We start from the raw sequence: 21258 nt of genomic DNA on the forward strand, positions 1-21258 counted from the left end.
AAATGACGGTGCCGAAACACGCCGAGGTGCTGCAGCAGGCGCCACACGCACTGACCTCTGTGCCCTCACTTGGCCGGGATCGCCATCTCCTGCGGGTCGAAGCCCTTGCCGCGCAGCCAGTCGCGCAGCGCGTACCCGGTCGCGGCGGGCCAGTAGCGGGCCTGCTCGAAGCGCAGGTGCTTGTACTCGGCCAGTTCCTCATTGAGCCGCACCGTGCCCTCGGCGGGCACGTGGTACGCGATGATCAATTGGTTCATCCGCTCGAAGGTGTAGTGGCCGATGAAGGCCGCGCTCAGGGGCCGCAGGCTCAGTTCTTCCTCCACCTCGCGCTGCACGGCTTCGTGCGGCAGCTCGTTCTTTTCCAGAAAGCCGGTCACCAGCGCGAAGAAGCCTGGCGGCCAAGCCACGTTGCGCGCCAGCAGCAGGCGGCCTTCGTGCTCGACCACCGCGGCCACCACCGGCGTGGGGTTGTCCCACCAGACAAAGCCACAGCCCTCCGCCCGACAGAAGCGGCGCGTGAAGCCGCCTTCGACGCGGTCGTGCAGTGGGGCCGCGCAGCGCGGGCAGAACTGGAATTCGGGGGTGGCGGGGGTCATGACGAGGGTGGGTGCAGGGCTAAAAGGGGTGAGGGAGGGGCGTGGGAGGGGCGTGGGAAGGCAAGCGGGCGTGGCGCAGAGGCCGCCGGGAGCAAAAAACCATCTTCGCATGCCGCTGGAGGCCGTTGCCATGGGGGTAAGACGGTCCGCGCGGCACGCAAGTTGCTCAACACTGCGCCCCGGCGAGGTCGAACGGCCGTTGTTGGGCCGTCTCGCGGGCGGCATTCACGGTTGATCTTTATGTGTCCCCAATTAAATTCCGATCAGAAAACTAGGTCTTTAAATAAGAATCTGACCCCTATTGTTTTCTTGGAAGCCTACTGAATCTGCTCTATGCTCGGCCCCCTTGTCATGATTAGCAGGAGCAGGCCATGAAGGATGGCGCGATGTCCGCGGTTGCCGAGATTCAGCATCTCGAGGAAACCGGTTTGTATTCGGGTGCGAACGAGCACGACGCTTGCGGCGTGGGCTTCGTGGCGCACATCAAGGGCGTCAAGACCCATGACATCGTGCGGGGCGCGCTCAAGATCCTGGAAAACCTGGATCACCGCGGCGCCGTTGGCGCGGACAAGCTGATGGGCGACGGCGCGGGCATCCTGATCCAGTTGCCGGACGCTCTGTACCGCGAGGAAATGGCCAAGCAGGGCGTGGAGCTGCCGCCGCCGGGTGAATACGGCGTGGGCATGATCTTCTTGCCCAAGGAACACGCCTCCCGCCTGGCCTGTGAACAGGAGCTGGAGCGCGCCATCCGCGCCGAGGGCCAGGTACTGTTGGGCTGGCGCGACGTGCCGGTGGACCGTGACATGCCCATGTCGCCCACGGTGCGGACCAAGGAACCCATCATGCGCCAGGTCTTCATTGGCCGCGGCGCGGACGTGATCGTGCAGGACGCGCTGGAGCGCAAGCTCTACGTGATCCGCAAGACGGCCAGCGCCGCCATCCAGGCGCTGCAGCTCAAGCACAGCAAAGAGTATTACGTGCCCAGCATGTCCAGCCGCACGGTGGTCTACAAGGGCCTGCTGCTGGCGAACCAGGTCGGTGAATACTTCCTGGACCTGAAAGACTCGCGCTGCGTCTCGGCCCTGGGCCTGGTGCACCAGCGTTTCTCGACCAACACCTTCCCCGAGTGGCCGCTGGCCCACCCCTACCGCTACGTCGCGCACAACGGCGAGATCAACACGGTCAAGGGCAACTACAACTGGATGAAGGCGCGCGAAGGCGTGATGTCCTCGCCCGTGCTGGCCGCGGACCTGAAGAAGCTCTACCCCATCAGCTTTGCCAACCAGTCCGACACCGCCACCTTCGACAACTGCCTCGAACTGCTGACCATGGCGGGCTACCCGCTGTCGCAAGCCGTGATGATGATGATTCCCGAGCCCTGGGAACAGCACGCCACGATGGACGAGCGCCGCAAGGCCTTCTACGAATACCACGCCGCCATGATGGAGCCCTGGGACGGCCCGGCCTCCATCGTGTTCACCGATGGCCGCCAGATCGGCGCCACGCTGGACCGCAACGGCCTGCGTCCCTCGCGCTACTGCATCACCGAGGATGACCTGGTCATCATGGCTTCCGAGGCGGGCGTGCTGCCGGTGCCGGAAAGCCAGATCGTGCGCAAGTGGCGCCTGCAGCCGGGCCGCATGTTCCTGATCGACCTGGAACAGGGCCGCATGATCGAGGACGAAGAGCTGAAGGCCAACCTCGCGCACAGCAAGCCCTACAAGCAGTGGATCGAGAACCTGCGCGTCAAGCTGGACGACGTGGAAAGCAGCGGCTCGGACGGCATTCCCGCCGCCGCCGCGAACGACCTGCTGGACCGCCAGCAAGCCTTCGGCATGACGCAGGAAGACATCAAGTTCCTGATGGCGCCGATGGCCACCAACGGCGAAGAGGGCATCGGCTCCATGGGCAACGACAGCCCGCTGGCCGTGCTGTCGGACAAAAACAAGCCCCTGTTCAACTACTTCAAGCAGCTGTTCGCTCAGGTGACCAACCCGCCGATCGACCCGATCCGCGAGGCCATCGTCATGTCCCTGGTCAGCTTCATCGGGCCGAAGCCCAACCTGCTGGACATCAACCAGGTCAATCCGCCGATGCGGCTCGAAGTGAGCCAGCCCATCCTGGACTTCGCGGACATGGCCAAGCTGCGCCGCATCGAGACCGCGACGCAGGGCAAGTTCCGCACCGCGACGCTGGACATCACCTACCCGCTGAGCTGGGGTCACGAGGGCGTGGAAGCCAAGCTGGCCTCGCTCTGCGCCGAGGCGGTGGACGCCATCAAGGGCGGCAAGAACATCCTCATCATCAGCGACCGCACCAGCAGCAGCCGGCAAGTTGCCATTCCCGCGCTGCTGGCCCTGTCGGCCATTCACCAGCACCTGGTGCGCGAAGGTCTGCGCACCAGCGCGGGCCTGGTGGTGGAAACGGGCGCGGCGCGCGAGGTGCACCACTTCGCCGTGTTGGCCGGTTACGGCGCGGAGGCCGTGCATCCCTATCTGGCGATGGAAACCATCGCTGCCATGCACAAGGAACTGCCGGGCGACCTGAGCGCTGACAAGGCGATCTACAACTACGTCAAGGCCATCGGCAAGGGTCTGTCCAAGATCATGTCCAAGATGGGCGTGAGCACCTACATGAGCTACTGCGGCGCGCAGCTGTTCGAGGCCATCGGCATCAACAGCGCGACCGTCGCCAAGTACTTCACCGGCACGCCCAGCCGCGTGGAAGGCATCGGCGTGTTCGAGATGGCCGAGGAAGCCATCCGCATGCACAAGGCCGCCTATAGCAACGACCCGGTGCTGGCCACCATGCTGGACGCGGGCGGTGAATACGCCTGGCGCACGCGCGGCGAGGAGCACATGTGGACGCCCGACGCGATCGCCAAGCTGCAGCACAGCACGCGCGCCAACAACTTCTCGACCTACAAGGAATACGCCCAGCTCATCAATGACCAGAGCAAGCGTCACATGACGCTGCGTGGCCTGTTCGAGTTCAAGATCGACCCGGCCAAGGCCATTCCAGTGGAGGAAGTCGAGCCCGCGAGCGAGATCGTCAAGCGCTTCGCCACCGGCGCGATGTCGCTGGGCTCCATCAGCACCGAGGCGCACGCGACCCTGGCCGTGGCCATGAACCGCATTGGCGGCAAGAGCAACACCGGCGAGGGCGGTGAAGACCCGGCGCGCTACCGCAATGAACTCAAGGGCATCCCGATCAAGAAGGGTGAAACACTCAAGAGCGTGATCGGTGAAAGCCGCGTCGAAGTGGACCTGCCGCTGCAAGACGGCGACAGCCTGCGTTCCAAGATCAAGCAGGTGGCTTCGGGCCGATTCGGCGTCACTGCCGAGTACCTGTCCTCGGCTGACCAGATCCAGATCAAGATGGCGCAGGGCGCCAAGCCTGGCGAAGGCGGCCAGCTGCCCGGCGGCAAGGTGACGGAATACATCGGCTTCCTGCGCCACAGCGTGCCGGGCGTCGGCCTCATCAGCCCGCCGCCGCACCACGACATCTACTCCATCGAGGATCTGGCGCAGCTGATCCACGACCTGAAGAACGTGGCGCCGCACGCCAGCATCAGCACCAAGCTGGTGTCGGAGATCGGCGTGGGCACCATCGCCGCGGGCGTGGCCAAGTGCAAGAGCGACCACGTGGTGATCGCCGGCCATGACGGCGGTACGGGCGCCTCGCCCTGGTCTTCCATCAAGCACGCGGGCTCGCCGTGGGAAATCGGCCTGGCCGAAACCCAGCAGACCCTGGTGCTCAACCGTCTGCGCGGCCGCATCCGCGTGCAGGCCGACGGCCAGATGAAGACCGGCCGTGACGTCGCCATCGGCGCGCTGCTGGGCGCGGACGAATTCGGTTTCGCGACCGCACCCCTGGTGGTCGAGGGCTGCATCATGATGCGCAAGTGCCACCTCAACACCTGCCCGGTGGGCGTGGCCACGCAGGACCCGGTGCTGCGCAAGAAGTTCAGTGGCAAGCCTGAGCACGTCGTCAACTACTTCTTCTTCGTCGCCGAGGAAGTGCGCCAGATCATGGCGCAGCTGGGCATCCGCAAGTTCGACGACATGGTCGGCCGCGCCGACCTGCTGGACACTAAGCAGGGCATCGCGCACTGGAAGGCCAAGGGCCTGGACTTCAGCCGCTTGTTCGCGCTGCCGTCCGCCCCCGCCGACGTGCCGCGCCGTCATGTCGAGGAGCAAGAGCACGGCCTGGAGAAGAGCCTGGACAACGTGCTGATCGAGAAATCGCGCGCGGCCATCGACAAGGGCCAGAAGGTGCAATTCATCGAGGCGGCACGCAACGTCAACCGCACCGTGGGCGCCATGCTCTCCGGCGCGGTGACCAAGGTGCACCCGCAGGGTCTGCCGGACAACACCATCCACATCCAGTTGGAAGGCACGGGCGGGCAGTCCTTCGGCGCCTTCCTGGCCAAGGGCATCACGCTGTACCTGATCGGCGAGGCCAATGACTACACGGGCAAGGGCCTGTCGGGCGGCCGTGTGGTGGTGCGCCCCAGCATCGACTTCCGCGGTGACGCCACGCGCAACACCATCGTCGGCAACACCGTGCTTTACGGCGCGACGACCGGCGAAGCCTTCTTCAGCGGCGTCGCGGGCGAACGCTTCGCGGTGCGCCTCTCGGGCGCAACCGCGGTGGTCGAGGGCGCGGGTGACCACGGCTGCGAGTACATGACGGGCGGCACCGTGGTGGTGCTGGGCAAGACCGGCCGCAACTTCGCCGCGGGCATGAGCGGCGGCGTGGCCTATGTCTACGACGAGGACGGCAAGTTCGCCGAACGCTGCAACACCTCCATGGTGTCGATGGAGAAGGTGGTGCTGACGGCCGAGCAGGCGGGCGAGGCCGTGAACTGGCACCGCGGGCTCAGCGACGAGGCGCAGCTGAAGAAATTGCTGGAGGACCACAACCGCTGGACGGGCAGCAAGCGTGCACGCGAGCTGCTGGACCACTGGAAGGACGCGCGCGGCAAGTTCGTCAAGGTCTTCCCGAACGAATACAAGCGCACCCTGGCGGAGCGCAAGCCGGGTGCCGCCGAGGCCCCCGCCAAGTCCGCATCGAAGAAGGAAGTGGCTGCGGCCAAGTAAGGAAAGAAGATGGGAAAAGTCACTGGCTTCATGGAGTACGAGCGTCTCGAGGAGGGCTACGAGCCCGTCACGAAGCGCGTCAAGAACTACAAGGAATTCGTGATTGGCCTGAGCGAGCCGCAGGCGAAGCAGCAGGGCGCGCGTTGCATGGACTGCGGCACGCCCTTCTGCAACAGCGGTTGCCCGGTCAACAACATCATTCCGGACTTCAACGACCTGGTCTACCAAGGGGACTGGAAGAACGCGATCGAGGTGCTGCACAGCACCAACAACTTCCCCGATTTCACGGGCCGTGTTTGCCCCGCGCCCTGCGAGGCGGCCTGCACGCTGAACATCAACGACGACGCGGTGGGCATCAAGTCCATCGAGCACGCCATCATTGACCGCGCCTGGGCCGAGGGCTGGATCAAGCCCCAGCCCGCCACGTTCAAGACGGGCAAGAAGGTCGCCGTCGTGGGTTCCGGCCCGGCGGGCCTGGCCGCTGCCCAGCAGCTGGCGCGTGCCGGTCACGCCGTGACCGTGTTCGAGAAGAACGACACGGCCGGCGGCCTGCTGCGCTTCGGCATCCCGGACTTCAAGTTCGACAAGTCGCACATCGACCGCCGTGTCAAGCAGATGGAAGCCGAGGGCGTGGTGTTCAAGACGAACACGATGGTCGGTGAACTCCCCAAGGGGTCGAAGGTCACCAACTGGGCCAAGGACACGGTCAGCCCCGAGCAACTGAAGAAAGAATTTGATGCCGTGCTGCTGGCGGGCGGCGCCGAGCAGAGCCGTGACCTGCCGGTGCCGGGCCGTGACCTGGACGGCATCCACTTCGCGATGGAATTCCTGCCGATGCAGAACCGCGTCAACGCGGGCGGCAAGATCAAGGACCAGATCATGGCCACCGGCAAGCACGTCATCGTGATCGGCGGCGGCGACACGGGGTCCGACTGCGTGGGCACCAGCAACCGCCATGGCGCGGCCAGCGTGACCCAGTTCGAGGTGATGCCCCAACCGCCCGAGCAGGAGAACAAACCCCTGGTCTGGCCCTACTGGCCGCTCAAGCTGCGCACCAGCTCTAGCCACGAGGAAGGTTGCGTGCGCGAGTTCGCCGTCTCAACCAAGGCCTTCATCGAGGGAGAAGGCAAGGACAAAGGCCGCATCGTAGGTCTGAAAACCGTGCACGTCGAATTCAAGGACGGCAAGTTCGTCGAGATTCCGGGCACGGAGAAGGAATACAAGGCCGACCTCGTGCTGCTCGCCATGGGCTTTGTGAGCCCGGTGGCCAGCATCCTCGAATCCTTTGGTGTCGAGAAAGACCCGCGCGGCAACGCCAAGGCGGGCGTGGATGCCCAGGGTGGCTATCGGACCAGCGTGGACAAGGTGTTCGCGGCCGGCGACATGCGTCGCGGACAGTCCCTGGTGGTCTGGGCGATCCGCGAAGGTCGTCAGGCGGCCCGCGCTGTCGACGAATTCTTGATGGGTTCAAGCACCCTGCCGCGCTGAGAACCTGGTCCTCCGCGGTGGCTTCTGCGGAGGGATGCCATTCAGTGTCGTGTTCTCTGGCAGTGTGGGCTTCGGGGCCGCCTCGCCATTCCCCTTGGAGCAAGGGGACGCGGGCATGCTTTATGATCCCTCGGCTTGGAGACGAGTACCGTTCTCACGGGCTAACACATTCACGACATGGCTGAACCAACACAACAAGGCAGGCCGGACTCCCCCATGGTCGAATTGCGCGACGTGGTCTTCGGCTACGGCAAGCGCGCCATCCTGGACGGGGTCAACCTGGTGATACCGCGTGGCAAGGTCACCGCGATCATGGGCGCCTCTGGCGGTGGCAAGACCACCGTGCTGCGACTGATCGGTGGACAGATCCGCGCCCAACAGGGCCAGGTGTTGTTCGACGGGCAAAACGTCGGCGAGATGGATCACGCTCGCCTTTACGAAGCGCGTCGCCGCATGGGCATGCTGTTCCAGTTTGGTGCGCTTTTCGCCGACCTCAGTGTGTTCGAGAACGTTGCCTTTCCCTTGCGTGAGCACACCAAGTTGAGCGAAGACTTGCTGCGCGGCGTGGTGTTGATGAAACTCAATGCCGTGGGCCTGCGCGGCGCGCGCGATCTGATGCCCAGCGAGGTCTCGGGCGGCATGGCTCGGCGCGTGGCGCTGGCACGCGCGATCGCCTTGGACCCCGAGCTGATCATGTACGACGAGCCGTTCGCCGGGCTGGACCCGATTTCACTGGGCACCGCGGCCCAGCTGATCCGCCGACTCAATGACAGCCTGGGCGTGACCAGCATCGTCGTCTCGCATGACCTGGAGGAAACCTTCCAGATCGCGGACCATGTGGTGATCCTGGCCAACGGCGCCATCGTCGCGCAAGGCACGCCAGCCGAGGTTCAAGAATCCAGCGATCCCTTGGTCAGGCAATTTGTCCATGCCTTGCCCGATGGGCCTGTGCGATTTCACTATCCCGGTCCGACCGTGGAAGAAGACTTCGGCGGGGTGCGCTCATGAGCGCCGCGCCGTTCTACCCCACGCAAGATCGCGCCGCAGTGCGTAGCACGGAGGTTATTCAATGAGCTGGTGGCGTCCCTCCGACGTGGGTTACGCGGTGCGCAGCAAGTTGGTCGACATCGGCCGTGCGACGCGGCTGTTCATCCGTTTTTGGCAACTGGCCCGACCCACCTTCCGCCGTTTCGGTTTGGTCAGTGAGCAGATCCACCTGCTGGGCAATCACTCGCTGGCCATCATCGTCGTCTCGGGCCTCTTCGTGGGCTTCGTGCTGGGCTTGCAGGGTTATTACATCCTGGTGGATTTTGGTTCGGAACAGGCCTTGGGTCAGATGGTCACGCTCTCCTTGGTGCGTGAACTCGGTCCGGTCGTCGCCGCGCTGCTGTTCGCCGGCCGGGCGGGCACTTCGCTCACGGCGGAGATCGGCCTGCTCAAGGCCGGCGAGCAGCTCAATGCCATGGCCATGATGGCGGTCGATCCGGTGCAGCGCATCTTGGCGCCGCGCTTCTGGGCTGGCGTGATCGCCTTGCCCTTGTTGACCGCGGTCTTCAGCGCGGTCGGCGTGCTGGGTGGATGGGTGGTTGGCGTGGTCATGATTGGCATCGACCCCGGGGCCTTCTGGGGGCAGATGCAGGCAAGCGTCAGTGTGTGGAGCGACGTGGGCAACGGCGTCATCAAAAGCATCGTGTTTGGTTTCACGGTGTCGTTCACTGCGTTGCTGCAGGGGTATGAAGCCCAGCCCACGCCCGAGGGCGTGTCGCGCGCGACGACGCGCACGGTGGTGATGGCTTCGCTGGCGGTACTGGGACTGGATTTCGTCCTCACCGCCTTGATGTTCACGATTTAGGAGAGTGCGTGATGGAACGCTCGAAGAATGATGTGTGGGTGGGTTTGTTCGTCTTGCTCGGACTGGCGGCACTGGTGTTTTTGGCGCTGCAAGCCGCCAATCTGCTGCACCTGAGTTTCCAGTCCAGCTACCGCGTCGAGGCCATGTTTGACAACGTCGGGGGGCTCAAGCCCCGCGCGGCCGTCAAGAGTGGCGGCGTCGTGGTGGGGCGCGTCGCGGGCATCAGCTTTGACGACAAGAGCTTCCAGGCGCGCGTGCGCATCGACCTGGAAAACCGCTACAAATTTCCCAAGGACAGCTCGCTCAAGATCCTGACCAGCGGCTTGCTCGGCGATCAATACATTGGCATCGAAGCGGGGGCCGACGACAAGAACTTGGCCGAGGGTGACGTGGTGGCGAACACCCAATCGGCCATCGTGCTCGAAAACCTGATTGGTCAGTTCCTCTACAACAAGGCGAGCGAGGCACCTGCCAAGAAATGACCGTGGGGCCGAAGCAAGAGGCTCGGGACGAGACCGTGTCCCCTTTCAGCAACCGTGCGCAAATGGGCCTGAGGGCAGGCCGAGCCTGGGGCTCGGTCATGCTTTGTCTGGGCAGTGCATTGCTGGTCGCGGGCTTGTCAGGGTGCGCAAGCAACCCGCGGTCCGAGGCTGAACCGGCCGCGGCGGCCACCCGCGCCAATCCCGATCCCTTGGAATCTTGGAATCGCGGGGTGTTTGGCTTCAATGACGCCCTGGATCGCGCCATCCTCAAGCCCACGGCCACGGCCTACCAGGACTACGTGCCTCCCTTGGTGCGCAAGGGCGTTGGCAACTTCTTCAACAACCTGGAAGATGCCTGGACCACCATCAACAGCAGCTTCCAGCTGAAGGGGCGTGCCGCTGGCGAGAGCTTCACCCGACTGTGGGTCAACACCTTCTTTGGTCTGGGCGGCTTGCTGGACGTCGCGACGGAAATGCGCATTCCGCGCCACAAGGAGGATTTCGGACAGACCTTGGGGTACTGGGGCGTCGGCCCTGGGCCCTATGTGGTTCTTCCATTGCTGGGACCGTCCACCCTGCGTGACACGGCGGCCTTGCCGGTCGATTGGGCTGGCGACCCCTTGAGCCAGCAGGACAATGTGCGGCTGCGCAATTCCCTGTTCGTTTTGGGGCAGGTGGATAACCGCGCCAGCCTGCTCAAGCAAGAAGCTCTGATGGAGGGCGCGACGTTTGATCGCTATGTGCTGATCCGTGACGCTTATCTCCAGTATCGCCGGCATCTCGTCTATGACGGTGACCCGCCTGACGAACCCATGCCTGCGGAAGAGGACTACAGCGACGAAGACTATCAAGAGAGCGCGTCGCCCGATGCCACTGAATCGCCTGCCTCCGCTGCTTCGAGCGAGGCTGAAAAGCCAAGCTCTGAGGATCCTGCTGGCCCCACGGAGCCGCAGGTTGAGCGCGATACGCGTGTGCCCGGTAGAATTCCCGGCACACCCACGGTGCCGCTGGATCTGGGCCTGCCGGGCTTGAAGATCATCAAATAACCCTTACATCAGAGAGCCAACAAGACAAACCGCGCGTTGGGGCTTTCACACCGTTGCTGGTTGATGGTTCGTGCGTGCCAGGAGTCCGTTTCCATGCAAGGTCGTTTTTTCCATCTCATTTCCCTCCCCCGATGTCTGGCTGCTGGTGCCCTCGTTCTGACGGCGTGGATGCAGCCCGCTCTGGCCCAAGCCGAGAAACCGGCCGACGACATGGTGCTGACCATGTCGAACGATGTGCTCAGCACGATTCAAGCCGATCCCGCCTTGATGGCGGGCAACATGCCGCGCCTGATCGCGCTGGTTGACACCAAGATCATGCCGCTGGTGAATTTCCCCCGCATGACCGCCTCGGCGGTGGGCCCGGGCTGGCGGCAGGCCACCCCTGAGCAGCGTCAGCGCCTGCAGGAAGAATTCAAGACGCTGCTGGTTCGCACCTATGCGGGCGCGCTGGCGCAGGTGCAAGGCATGAAGGTCAGTGCCAAGCCCATGCGTGCACCCACCGACTCCAAGGACGTGATCGTGCGCACGGAGCTGCGGGGGCCCGGTGCCGCCGAGCCGGTGCAGCTGGATTACCGGCTGGAGCCGGCTTCCGGTACCGCGGCGGGGTGGCGCATCTACAACGTGAACGTGATGGGCGTGTGGCTGGTCGAAACCTATCGCAGCCAATTCGCCCAGGAAGTCAACGCCCGAGGCATCGACGGGCTCATCGCCTCCTTGGCCGAGCGCAACAAAGCCACCGCGCAGGCCGCGGCCCCGAAGAACTGACCCACCTCAGTGAAAGGCTTCCTCATGCCGACCCCGCCCTTGCTCGTGCTCCCTGAAGATTTGACGCATCTTCATGCGAATGCCTGTCTGCCGATGCTGGTGCAGGCCATTCCCTCGCAAACGGGACCCGCAGCGCAGGTGGATGCGGGGGCCTTGGAGCACTTCGATTCCTCCACGCTGGCCGTCTTGCTGGAGTTCCGCCGTGCGTGCCTGGCGCAAGGCAAGGGGCTAGAGTTGCTGCACCTCAATCCACGACTCATCGAACTGGCCCGTCTCTACGGCGTCGATGAGTTGCTGTCGATCCATTGATCCGCTGATGCACTGATCCGTCAGGCCACAACTCGCCGAGCCTGAGGTCACGCGGCAAAGCGTCTGCGCAGAAGGGCCCCGGCCGCATGGCGGCGTGGCAAGCCGGGTTCAGCCCCCCTCGCTAAAATACCGGGCTCTCATGCCAGCCTCCACCCATCTCCCCGCCATCTCCTTTCAGTCCATCACCAAACGCTACCCCACACCGAAGGGCGTGGCGCGTGGGGGGCAGGCCGGTGGGGGGGCGCCCACGTTCGCTGCCCTGGACGGTGTGAGCTTCGACATCGCGCAGGGCGAGTTCTTCGGGCTGCTGGGTCCCAATGGCGCGGGCAAGACCACGCTGATCAGCATCCTGGCGGGTCTGACTCGAGCCAGCAGTGGTCACGTCACCGTGTTGGGTCATGATGTTCAGACCGATTACGCAGCCGCCCGCAGCCTCTTGGGGGTCGTTCCGCAAGAACTGGTCTTCGACCCCTTCTTCAATGTGCGCGAGGCGCTGCGTTTCCAGTCCGGTTATTTCGGCGTCAAGAACAACGAGGCCTGGATCGACGAGCTGCTGGAAGGACTGGGGCTGGCCGGCAAGGCCAATGCCAACATGCGCCAACTTTCCGGAGGCATGAAGCGTCGCGTGCTTGTGGCGCAGGCCTTGGTGCACAAGCCGCCGGTCATCGTGCTCGATGAGCCGACCGCGGGTGTGGACGTGGAACTGCGCCAGACCCTGTGGCAGTTCGTGCTGCGCCTCAATCGTGAAGGTCATGCCGTGCTGCTGACCACCCACTACCTTGAAGAAGCCGAGGCGCTGTGCAGCCGCATTGCCATGCTCAAGCAGGGCAGGGTGGTGGCTTTGGAGCGCACCAGCGAGTTGCTCAAGTCCGCATCCAGCCATGTGCTGCGCCTGAAAATCGAAGGTGAACTACCGCCCGAGCTGGCCGCGCGCGCGCGGGTGACGGGCCGTAGCGTGCAGTTTCCCGCCCAGGATGCGCGCGCGATCGAGGACTACCTCGCCGCCGTGCGCGCCGCGGGCGTGCGGGTGGACGAGGTGGAAATCACCAAGGCCGATCTGGAGGATGTGTTCATTCAGGTCATGGGCGAACAAAGGGAGGCCGCATGAGCGCCGTTGAACCCATGCAAGCCACGCAAGTCTCCTCGCAGCCGGGCGCCGACACACGGAACCGCGTCAACGCGGGATGCCTCCAAGGCTGGCAGACCCTCTTCTACAAGGAAGTGCTGCGCTTCTGGAAGGTCAGTTTCCAGACCATCGCCGCGCCCGTGCTGACGGCGTTGCTCTACCTGCTCATCTTCGGCCATGTGCTGGAAGACCACGTCAAGGTCTACGACCGCATCAGCTACACCGCTTTCCTGATCCCGGGCCTGGTGATGATGAGCGTGTTGCAAAACGCCTTCGCCAACAGCTCGTCCAGCCTGATCCAGAGCAAGATCACGGGCAACCTGATCTTTCTGCTGCTCACGCCGCTGTCGCACTGGGCTTGGTTCGTGGCCTACGTGGGCTCCTCGGTGCTGCGTGGCTTGGTGGTCGGTGCGGGCGTGATGCTGGTGACCGTGTGGTTCGCCGACCTGACCTTGGTGGCGCCTGCGTGGGTGTTGGTGTTCGCCGTGCTGGGCGCGGCACTGCTGGGTGCGATGGGCCTGATCGCCGGGCTCTGGGCCGAGAAATTTGACCAGCTCGCGGCCTTCCAGAACTTCCTGATCATGCCCATGACCTTTCTCTCGGGCGTGTTCTATTCGCTGCACACCCTGCCTGCGTTTTGGCAGGGCCTCAGCCATTTCAATCCCTTCTTCTACATGATCGATGGCTTTCGTTATGGCTTCTTTGGCGTGAGCGATGTGTCGCCCTGGCTCAGTCTGGGCGTGGTCGGAGTGGCCTTGGCGCTGGTGGGCGCGTTGGCCGTGCACCTGCTGCGCATCGGCTACAAGATCCGTCATTGATTCCGGGCCCGACCCCGTTGCGTACCGACATGCAAGCACACGACCTGCAAGCACTCATCCAAGCTGGCCTGCGCTGTGAGCACATCACGGTGGAAGGCGATGGCCGGCACTGGAGCGCCGTCATTGTCTCGCCCGAGTTCGAGGGCAAGCGCCTGATCCAACGTCATCAGCGGGTGTATGCCACCTTGGGGCAACGCATGCACACCGACGAAGTGCACGCGCTGTCGATGAAGACCTACACCCCTGCTGAGTGGCAGGCGGTTTCCCAATAATCGTCTGCCGCCAGGCGGCGTCATCAAACAACATCATGGACAAACTACGGATACGCGGCGGGCGGGAATTGCAGGGCGAGGTGGCCATTGCCGGCGCCAAGAATGCGGCTTTGCCGGAGCTGTGCGCGGCCTTGCTGAGTTCGGATGCAGTGACCTTGAGTAATGTCCCGCGCTTGCAGGACGTGACGACCATGCTCAAGCTCATCCGCAACATGGGCGTCCAAGTTGCCCAGGGTGAGGATGGCGTCGTCGTGCTGGATGCGTCCACGCTGAACCAGCCCGAAGCACCGTATGAACTGGTCAAGACCATGCGCGCTTCCGTCCTGGCCCTCGGCCCCTTGTTGGCGCGGTTTGGCCAGGCGCGCGTTTCATTGCCAGGCGGTTGTGCGATTGGCTCGCGCCCGGTGGATCAGCACATCAAGGGCTTGCAGGCCATGGGTGCTGACATCGTGGTCGAGCATGGCTACATCATTGCCAAGTTGCCGGCCGGGCAGAAGCGCCTGAAAGGCGCGCGCATCACCACGGACATGGTCACGGTGACGGGTACGGAGAATTTGCTCATGGCAGCGACTCTGGCCCAGGGCGAGACCATCTTAGAGAACGCCGCTCAGGAACCGGAGATTCCTGATCTGGCGGAACTGCTGATCAAGATGGGCGCCAAGATCGAGGGACATGGCAGCAGCCGCATCCGCATCCAGGGCGTTGATGCCTTGCATGGCGCACGGCACGCGGTGGTCGCTGATCGCATTGAGGCGGGTACGTTTCTTTGCGCGGTCGCGGCTGCCGGTGGCGACGTGTTTTTGCGGCATGCGCGGGGCGACCATCTCGACGCGGTGATCGAGAAGCTAGCCGCTGCGGGTGCGCGGATCTCCGTGCAAGAAGGCGGCGTGCGCATCTTGTCGCAAGGCCGTCTGAAAGCCCAGAGCTTTCGCACCACCGAGTACCCGGGTTTTCCGACCGACATGCAGGCGCAATTCATGGCGCTCAATTGCGTGGCTCAGGGCACATCGACGGTGACGGAGACCATCTTCGAGAACCGCTACATGCATGTCAACGAGCTGCTGCGCCTCGGGGCGAAGATCCAGATCGATGGCAGGCTGGCCATGATCGAAGGTGTCTCGCGTCTATCCGGCGCCACCGTCATGGCCACCGACCTGCGCGCGTCCGCGGGCCTGGTCATCGCCGGTCTCGTGGCCGAGGGTGAAACCATCGTGGACCGCATCTACCACCTGGACCGTGGTTACGATCGCATGGAAGCCAAACTCGCGGCGCTGGGCGCCGATATCGAGCGCGTGAAGTGAACGCGCGTGTTGTGAACGAGGCCCTCGCATGATCACCCTGGCGCTTTCCAAAGGTCGCATCTTCGACGAGACCTTGCCGCTGTTGCAGGCCGCGGGGATCGAGGTGCTGGACGACCCCGAGCAGACTCGCAAGCTCATTCTTGCCACCAACCGGCCCGAAGTGCGCGTGGTCTTGGTGCGTGCCACCGACGTGCCCACCTACGTGCAGTACGGCGGCGCGGACCTGGGCATCACCGGCCTGGACACCTTGATCGAGCATGGCAACGAAGGCCTTTACCAGCCGCTGGACCTGCGCATCGCCCAGTGCCGCGTGAGCGTGGCCGTGCGCGAGGGCTACGACTATGCCGCCGCCGTGCGCCAGGGCGCGCGCCTGCGCGTGGCCACCAAGTACGTGACCATCGCCCGTGATTTCTTCGCCGCCAAGGGCGTGCACGTGGACCTGATCAAGCTCTACGGCAGCATGGAACTGGCGCCACTCACGGGGCTGGCCGACGCCATCGTGGACCTTGTGTCCACCGGCAACACGCTCAAGGCCAACCACTTGGTGGAGGTCGAACGCATCATGGACATCTCGGCTCGCCTGGTCGTGAACCAGGCTGCGCTCAAGCTCAAGCGCGAACCGCTGCGCCACATCATCGACGCCTTCGGGCGCGCCCTGGAGACCACGGCATGAGTTTCAAGGCCGAGCCTCTGCGCCTGTCCACCACGCAGGCCGACTTCGAACCACGCTTCCAGCAGCGCCTGCACTGGGCGGCCGACACCGACGCCGCCATCGAGCAGCGCGTGGCCGACATCCTGGCCGACGTGCAGCGGCGCGGCGATGCCGCGGTGCTGGAGTACACGCAGCGCTTCGACGGCCTGAGCGCGGCGAACATGGCGGCGCTGGAAATCAAGGCCGATGAACTCAAGCTGGCTTTTGACGGCCTGCCCGCCGCGCAGCGTGAAGCCCTGCAGGCTGCTGCCGAGCGGGTGCGCCGTTATCACGAGGCCCAGAAGAAGGCCAGCGGCGAGAGCTGGAGTTACCGCGACGCCGACGGCACCCTGCTGGGCCAGAAGGTCACGCCGCTGGACCGCGTGGGCATTTACGTGCCAGGCGGCAAGGCGGCATACCCGTCCTCCGTGCTGATGAACGCCATTCCCGCGCATGTTGCGGGCGTGGGCGAGATCATCATGGTCGTGCCCACGCCGCGTGGCGAGAAGAATCAACTCGTGCTGGCCGCGGCGTTTGTGGCGGGGGCGCACCGCGTTTTCACCGTCGGCGGCGCGCAGGCGGTGGCGGCGCTGGCCTACGGCACGGCCACGATCCCGAAGGTGGACAAGATCACTGGCCCTGGCAACGCTTACGTGGCCAGCGCCAAGCGCCGTGTGTTTGGCGTGGTGGGCATCGACATGATCGCCGGCCCCAGCGAAATCCTCGTGCTGGCCGACGGCAGCACGCCTGCTGACTGGGTGGCGATGGACCTGTTCAGTCAGGCCGAGCACGACGAGCTGGCGCAGAGCATCCTGCTCTGCCCCGATGCCGCCTACATCGACGCCGTGCAGCGCGAGATCGACCGCCTGCTCAACGAGATGCCGCGTGCCGAGATCATCGCCAAGAGCCTCACGGGCCGTGGCGCGCTGATCCAGACCCGTGACATGGCCGAGGCTTGCGCCATCAGCAACCGCATTGCGCCCGAGCACCTGGAAGTCAGCAGCCGCGACCCGCACCGCTGGGAACCGCTGCTCAAGCACGCTGGCGCCATCTTCCTCGGCGCCTACACCAGTGAGTCGCTCGGTGATTACTGCGCGGGCCCAAACCACGTGCTGCCGACCAGCGGCACGGCGAGGTTCTCGTCACCGCTGGGCGTCTACGACTTCCAGAAACGCAGCAGTCTGATCGAAGTCAGCGAAGCCGGCGCGCAAGGACTGGGCAAGATCGCCGCCGTACTGGCGTATGGCGAGGGCCTGCAGGCCCATGCGCGGGCGGCGGAGATGCGGCTGCGTTGACGGCCCCCAGGTGCTGATATGCCTCTGAGTCAGGACATCCTCGGCACCTACTTGCACTTCCGCGACGACGGACGCGCTGATACCGTGCCCGTGACGGACGCCTTCTGGGCCGACCTGTCGGCGGGGCGCTTGCCGCAGCTGGATCAGGGGCGGCTGATGACCGCCTTCACCTTCTCCGAACCCTGGGCCACTTGGGAGCGGCATCCCGCTGGAGAGGAACTGGTCCTGCTCCTGTCCGGGGCTGCCGATCTCGTGCTCGACCTGCCCGGTGGCGAACAGGTGACGCAACTTCAAACACCAGGTGCCTACGTGCTTGTGCCGCCGAACGTCTGGCATACCGCCAGAACGTCGCTGCCGACCACGCTACTTTTTCTGACGCCGGGTGCTGGCACGGAGCATCGACCGATCCATCGATAGCAAAAGGGATGCGCTCTAGAATGCCCCGTTTTGGTGCTTCTGGAGTGTGCCCCGTGCAGTTCCCATGGTCTTGGCTGGCCGGTTTCAAGCCGACACAGCCCCGCGTCAGCGGTCGTGAGCTGACGCTCAGTGTGGTGGGCGCGGCCCTGGGCCTGCTGGGCTCGGCGGCCTTGAGCCATCTCATCTTGGGGGAGATCAACCCCTGGTTCATCGCGCCCATGGGCGCATCGACCGTGCTGCTGTTTGCAGCTCCTGCCAGTCCCCTGGCCCAGCCTTGGCCGATGTTGGCGGGCAATCTGGTGTCGGCCGCGGTGGGCGTGGCCTGCATGCACGCTTTCGGGCACGGTGTGCTGGCGGCGGGGCTGGCCGGGGCGGGGGCGATTGCCGCCATGTTCGCCTTGCGTTGCCTGCACCCGCCCGGCGGCGCGGTGGCGCTGACGGCGGTCTTGGGCGGACCGGCCATTGCCGAACTGGGCTGGCGCTACGTGCTCTGGCCCGCGGGCCTGAATTCCCTCTTGCTGCTCGCCCTGGCCCTGCTGTACAGCGCGCTGGTGCGGCGCCCCTACCCGCATCGGCCCGCGCCGCACCCGCATGGCACGACCGACCCGCTGCCCAGCGCGCGCCTGGGTTTCAACCGCGCTGATCTGGACGCGGCCCTGACGAGCCAAGGGCATTTGCTGGACATCGCCCGGGACGATCTGGAGCAGGTGCTGGTGCGTGCCCAATTGCAGGCCAGCCGCCGTCAGTTCGGTGACCTGCTGTGCGAGGACATCATGTCCCGCGACGTGGTCGCTGCCCGTCCGCGCGACGGCGTGGACGACGCCTGGGCCCAGCTGATCACGCACAAGGTCAAGGCCTTGCCGGTGGTGCGGGACGACAAGACGCTGGCCGGCATCGTGTCCTTGCATGATTTCTTCCTGGCCCAGAGCGCGCCCGACCCGCGCAAGCTGCCGGTGATGAACACGGCGCGGCATGTGCAGGACATCATGACGCGGCGCGTGCGAGTGGCGCGGCCCGGGCAGCCGCTGGTGGAGCTGGTCGAACTGTTCTCCGACGGCGGTTTGCACCATTTGCCCGTGGTGGACGAGGCGCTGCGCGTGGTCGGTATGATCACCCAGTCCGACGTGGTGGCCGCGCTGTTCAAGGCGAGCCACCGTCCCCTTGCACCGGCCCCCTCCCATCCCGCTCCATGAACGCGCCTGACCTCTCCCGTTCGCGCCCGCCCGTCTTTTCTCGCATCCGCAGTGACGTGCAGGGCATGCACGCTTATGCGGTGCAAGACAGCACGGGCATGGTCAAGCTGGACGCGATGGAGAACCCGTACCGCCTGTCGCCTGAACTGCAGGCCGAACTGGGCCGTCGCCTCGGTGCCGTGGCCGTGAACCGTTACCCAGGCGCGCGCATCGAGGATCTGAAGCGGGCCTTGGCGCACTACATTGATTTGCCCGAGGGCCAGGCGCTGATGCTGGGCAACGGTTCCGACGAATTGATCTCGCTGGTCGCCATGGCCTGCGACCTGCCGGGGGCTTCCATCCTGGCGCCCGCGCCGGGCTTCGTGATGTACGCGATGAGCGCGCAGCTGCAAGGCTTGGCCTTCCACAGCGTCGATCTGACACCGGATTTCCAGCTGGACGAGGCGGCCATGCTGGCCGCTATTCGCGAGCACAAGCCCGCCATCACGTACCTGGCCTATCCGAACAACCCCACGGGCACCTTGTGGGATGACGCAGCCATGAAGAACATCATCGCCGCCGCCGGTGCGCAGGGCGGCTTGGTGGTGATCGACGAGGCCTACCAGCCCTTTGCCGCCCAGACCTGGCTGGACCGCATGCGTGCCGAACCGGGCCAGCATGGTCACGTGTTGCTGATGCGCACGCTCTCAAAATTCGGCCTGGCCGGCGTGCGCCTGGGCTACATGGTGGGGCCGGCTGCCTTGCTGACCGAGTTCGACAAGGTCCGCCCGCCCTACAACGTGAGCGTGCTCAATGCCGAATGCGCGTTGTTCGCCCTTGAACACGCTGAAGTGTTCGCGGCCCAGGCGCGTGAGATCAAGGCACAGCGCGCGATGCTCGTGGACGCCCTGCGCGCGCTGAGTTTCACCGTCTGGGACAGCGAGGCCAACATGATCTTGGTGCGCGTCCCGACGCTCGCGGGCGGGGCAGACGCGACCCAAGTCGCTGCCCGCGTGTTCGCTGGCCTCAAGGCCCGAAAGATCTTGGTCAAGAACGTGTCGGCCATGCACCCGCTGTTGGCCGGTTGTCTGCGCTTGACTGTGGGCACGCCTCAGGAAAATGCCCAAATGCTGGCGGCTCTGCGAGAATCGCTCTAAATTTCACGCTCTCTTCACCTTTGTCCTCATGAGCCGCACCGCCGACGCGCCGACCTCCAGCCCCCGAATCGCGGCGGTGGAGCGCAACACCAAGGAAACCCGCATCACCGTCAAGCTGAATCTGGACGGCACGGGTGAATCGCGCCTGTCCACGGGCATTGGGTTCTTCGACCACATGCTGGACCAAGTGGCGCGCCACGGCTTGATCGATCTGGACATCGTGGCTGAGGGCGATCTGCACATTGACGGGCACCACACCATCGAGGACGTGGGCATCACCCTCGGTCAGGCCGTGGCTCAGGCGGTGGGCGACAAGAAGGGTTTGCGCCGTTATGGTCATTCCTACGTGCCGCTGGACGAGGCCCTGAGCCGCGTGGTCGTGGATTTCTCGGGCCGTCCGGGTCTGGACCTGCATGTGCCCTTCACCAGCGGCATGATCGGCACCATGGACACGCAGCTGGTGTCCGAGTTTTTTCACGGTTTCGTGAACCACGCTTGCGTCACCCTGCACATCGACAACCTGCGTGGCGTCAACGCGCACCATCAGTGCGAGACCGTGTTCAAGGCCTTTGGCCGTGCCCTGCGCATGGCGCTGGAGATTGATCCGCGTGCCGTGGGTGTCATCCCCTCGACCAAGGGCAGTCTGTGAGCGTGCAAACCGTCGCCGTCGTGGACTACGGCATGGGCAATCTGCGCTCGGTCTCCCAGGCCGTGCAGGCCGCGGCGGCTGGCACCGGATGGCAGGTGGTGGTCACTTCTCAACCCGAGGAAGTGCGCTCGGCCCAGCGTGTCGTGCTGCCGGGTCAAGGTGCCATGCGCGACTGCATGAGCGAGTTGAACGTTTCGGGCCTGCGTGAATCCGTGCTCGAAGCCGCCGCTAGCAAACCCTTGTTTGGCGTCTGCGTGGGCATGCAGATGCTGCTGGATCACAGCGAGGAGCAAGACACGCCAGGTCTGGGCCTCATTCCCGGCCGCTGCCTGCGCTTCCAATTGGAAGGCCGCGCCCAGCCTGATGGCAGCCGCTACAAGGTGCCGCAAATGGGCTGGAACCAAGTCTGGCGCCAGTCCCCGGATGGACGCAGTCACCCCATATGGTCGGGTGTGCCCGATGGCAGCTACTACTATTTCGTGCACAGCTATTACGCGCAACCGTCGGATGCGCGCCACAGCGCGGGCGAAACCGATTACGGGGCGCGCTTCACGGCCGCTCTGGCACGCGATAATATTTTCGCGACCCAGTTCCACCCAGAGAAGAGCGCGGCACATGGCCTGGCCCTGTACCGGAACTTCCTGGCCTGGAATCCATGACCGCATGACCGGCGGGTCCTGATTCCGTAGCCTGATTCCCTTTTCCCCTGTTTCCCTTTTT

The 21258-nt window shown here is 64.7% G+C and carries 20 protein-coding genes; 19 read left to right on the forward strand and 1 reads right to left on the reverse strand.

The genetic code is table 11. From position 1 onward, the window contains the following. Positions 1–65: 65 nt before the first annotated feature. Positions 66–596: an NUDIX domain-containing protein gene (locus HGR_RS06270; RefSeq protein WP_006297312.1), complete on the reverse strand. Its 531-nt coding sequence runs from the start codon at positions 594–596 to the stop codon at positions 66–68. A gap of 386 nt (positions 597–982) precedes the next feature. Here HGR_RS06270 and HGR_RS06275 point away from each other — a divergent pair, with 386 nt between their 5' ends. The 19 genes from HGR_RS06275 to hisH all read left to right on the forward strand — a co-directional run bounded on the left by HGR_RS06275 (position 983) and on the right by hisH (position 21197). Continuing rightward, a complete protein-coding gene (locus tag HGR_RS06275; RefSeq protein ID WP_039852669.1) occupies positions 983–5698 on the forward strand; it encodes a glutamate synthase-related protein in 4716 nt (1571 codons plus the stop codon). Positions 5699–5707: 9 nt separating this feature from the next. Then, a complete protein-coding gene (locus HGR_RS06280) occupies positions 5708–7186 on the forward strand; it encodes a glutamate synthase subunit beta (RefSeq protein ID WP_006297314.1) in 1479 nt (492 codons plus the stop codon). Between the two features lie 177 nt (positions 7187–7363). Next, positions 7364–8194, forward strand: coding sequence for an ABC transporter ATP-binding protein (locus tag HGR_RS06285; RefSeq protein ID WP_039852643.1), 831 nt, complete (start codon positions 7364–7366; stop codon positions 8192–8194). Positions 8195–8255: 61 nt separating this feature from the next. Next, complete coding sequence (mlaE, locus tag HGR_RS06290; protein ID WP_006297316.1) at positions 8256–9038, forward strand: lipid asymmetry maintenance ABC transporter permease subunit MlaE; 783 nt, start codon at positions 8256–8258, stop codon at positions 9036–9038. A gap of 11 nt (positions 9039–9049) precedes the next feature. Beyond that, positions 9050–9520, forward strand: coding sequence for an outer membrane lipid asymmetry maintenance protein MlaD (gene mlaD / locus HGR_RS06295; protein ID WP_006297317.1), 471 nt, complete (start codon positions 9050–9052; stop codon positions 9518–9520). A gap of 35 nt (positions 9521–9555) precedes the next feature. After that, positions 9556–10566, forward strand: coding sequence for an MlaA family lipoprotein (locus tag HGR_RS06300; RefSeq protein ID WP_237701379.1), 1011 nt, complete (start codon positions 9556–9558; stop codon positions 10564–10566). 93 nt (positions 10567–10659) lie between these two features. Continuing rightward, complete coding sequence (locus HGR_RS06305) at positions 10660–11331, forward strand: MlaC/ttg2D family ABC transporter substrate-binding protein (RefSeq protein ID WP_006297319.1); 672 nt, start codon at positions 10660–10662, stop codon at positions 11329–11331. 24 nt (positions 11332–11355) lie between these two features. Continuing rightward, entirely contained in the window at positions 11356–11640 is a 285-nt protein-coding gene (locus tag HGR_RS06310; protein WP_006297320.1) for an STAS domain-containing protein, read from the forward strand. Between the two features lie 139 nt (positions 11641–11779). Beyond that, positions 11780–12748 (forward strand): ABC transporter ATP-binding protein, encoded by a 969-nt coding sequence (locus HGR_RS06315; RefSeq protein WP_006297321.1) that lies wholly within the window; start codon positions 11780–11782, stop codon positions 12746–12748. After that, a complete protein-coding gene (locus tag HGR_RS06320; protein ID WP_006297322.1) occupies positions 12745–13584 on the forward strand; it encodes an ABC transporter permease in 840 nt (279 codons plus the stop codon). The genes HGR_RS06315 and HGR_RS06320 overlap by 4 nt, the downstream gene beginning before the upstream one ends. A gap of 29 nt (positions 13585–13613) precedes the next feature. After that, on the forward strand, positions 13614–13856 hold the full coding sequence (locus HGR_RS06325) for a BolA family protein (protein WP_006297323.1): 243 nt from the start codon (positions 13614–13616) through the stop codon (positions 13854–13856). 35 nt (positions 13857–13891) lie between these two features. After that, positions 13892–15157 carry a UDP-N-acetylglucosamine 1-carboxyvinyltransferase gene (murA, locus tag HGR_RS06330; RefSeq protein ID WP_006297324.1) on the forward strand — a complete coding sequence of 422 codons (1266 nt, stop codon included), beginning with the start codon at positions 13892–13894 and terminating at the stop codon, positions 15155–15157. Between the two features lie 28 nt (positions 15158–15185). Then, positions 15186–15830, forward strand: coding sequence for an ATP phosphoribosyltransferase (gene hisG / locus HGR_RS06335; RefSeq protein WP_006297325.1), 645 nt, complete (start codon positions 15186–15188; stop codon positions 15828–15830). Beyond that, the gene (gene hisD / locus HGR_RS06340) at positions 15827–17143 is read left to right on the forward strand and encodes a histidinol dehydrogenase (RefSeq protein ID WP_006297326.1); all 1317 of its coding nucleotides are present in this window, start codon (positions 15827–15829) and stop codon (positions 17141–17143) included. Before hisG ends, hisD begins: the two co-directional genes overlap by 4 nt. An 18-nt stretch (positions 17144–17161) precedes the next feature. Beyond that, positions 17162–17560 carry a cupin domain-containing protein gene (locus HGR_RS06345; protein WP_006297327.1) on the forward strand — a complete coding sequence of 133 codons (399 nt, stop codon included), beginning with the start codon at positions 17162–17164 and terminating at the stop codon, positions 17558–17560. 53 nt (positions 17561–17613) lie between these two features. After that, positions 17614–18753 carry an HPP family protein gene (locus tag HGR_RS06350; protein WP_006297328.1) on the forward strand — a complete coding sequence of 380 codons (1140 nt, stop codon included), beginning with the start codon at positions 17614–17616 and terminating at the stop codon, positions 18751–18753. Next, positions 18750–19889 (forward strand): histidinol-phosphate transaminase, encoded by a 1140-nt coding sequence (gene hisC, locus HGR_RS06355; RefSeq protein ID WP_006297329.1) that lies wholly within the window; start codon positions 18750–18752, stop codon positions 19887–19889. Before HGR_RS06350 ends, hisC begins: the two co-directional genes overlap by 4 nt. A gap of 28 nt (positions 19890–19917) precedes the next feature. Continuing rightward, a complete protein-coding gene (hisB, locus tag HGR_RS06360; protein ID WP_006297330.1) occupies positions 19918–20538 on the forward strand; it encodes an imidazoleglycerol-phosphate dehydratase HisB in 621 nt (206 codons plus the stop codon). Beyond that, positions 20535–21197, forward strand: coding sequence for an imidazole glycerol phosphate synthase subunit HisH (gene hisH / locus HGR_RS06365; protein WP_006297331.1), 663 nt, complete (start codon positions 20535–20537; stop codon positions 21195–21197). The genes hisB and hisH overlap by 4 nt, the downstream gene beginning before the upstream one ends. Positions 21198–21258: the final 61 nt, after the last annotated feature.

It is taken from the genome of Hylemonella gracilis ATCC 19624, assembly GCF_000211835.1.
Lineage (GTDB): Bacteria > Pseudomonadota > Gammaproteobacteria > Burkholderiales > Burkholderiaceae_C > Hylemonella > Hylemonella gracilis.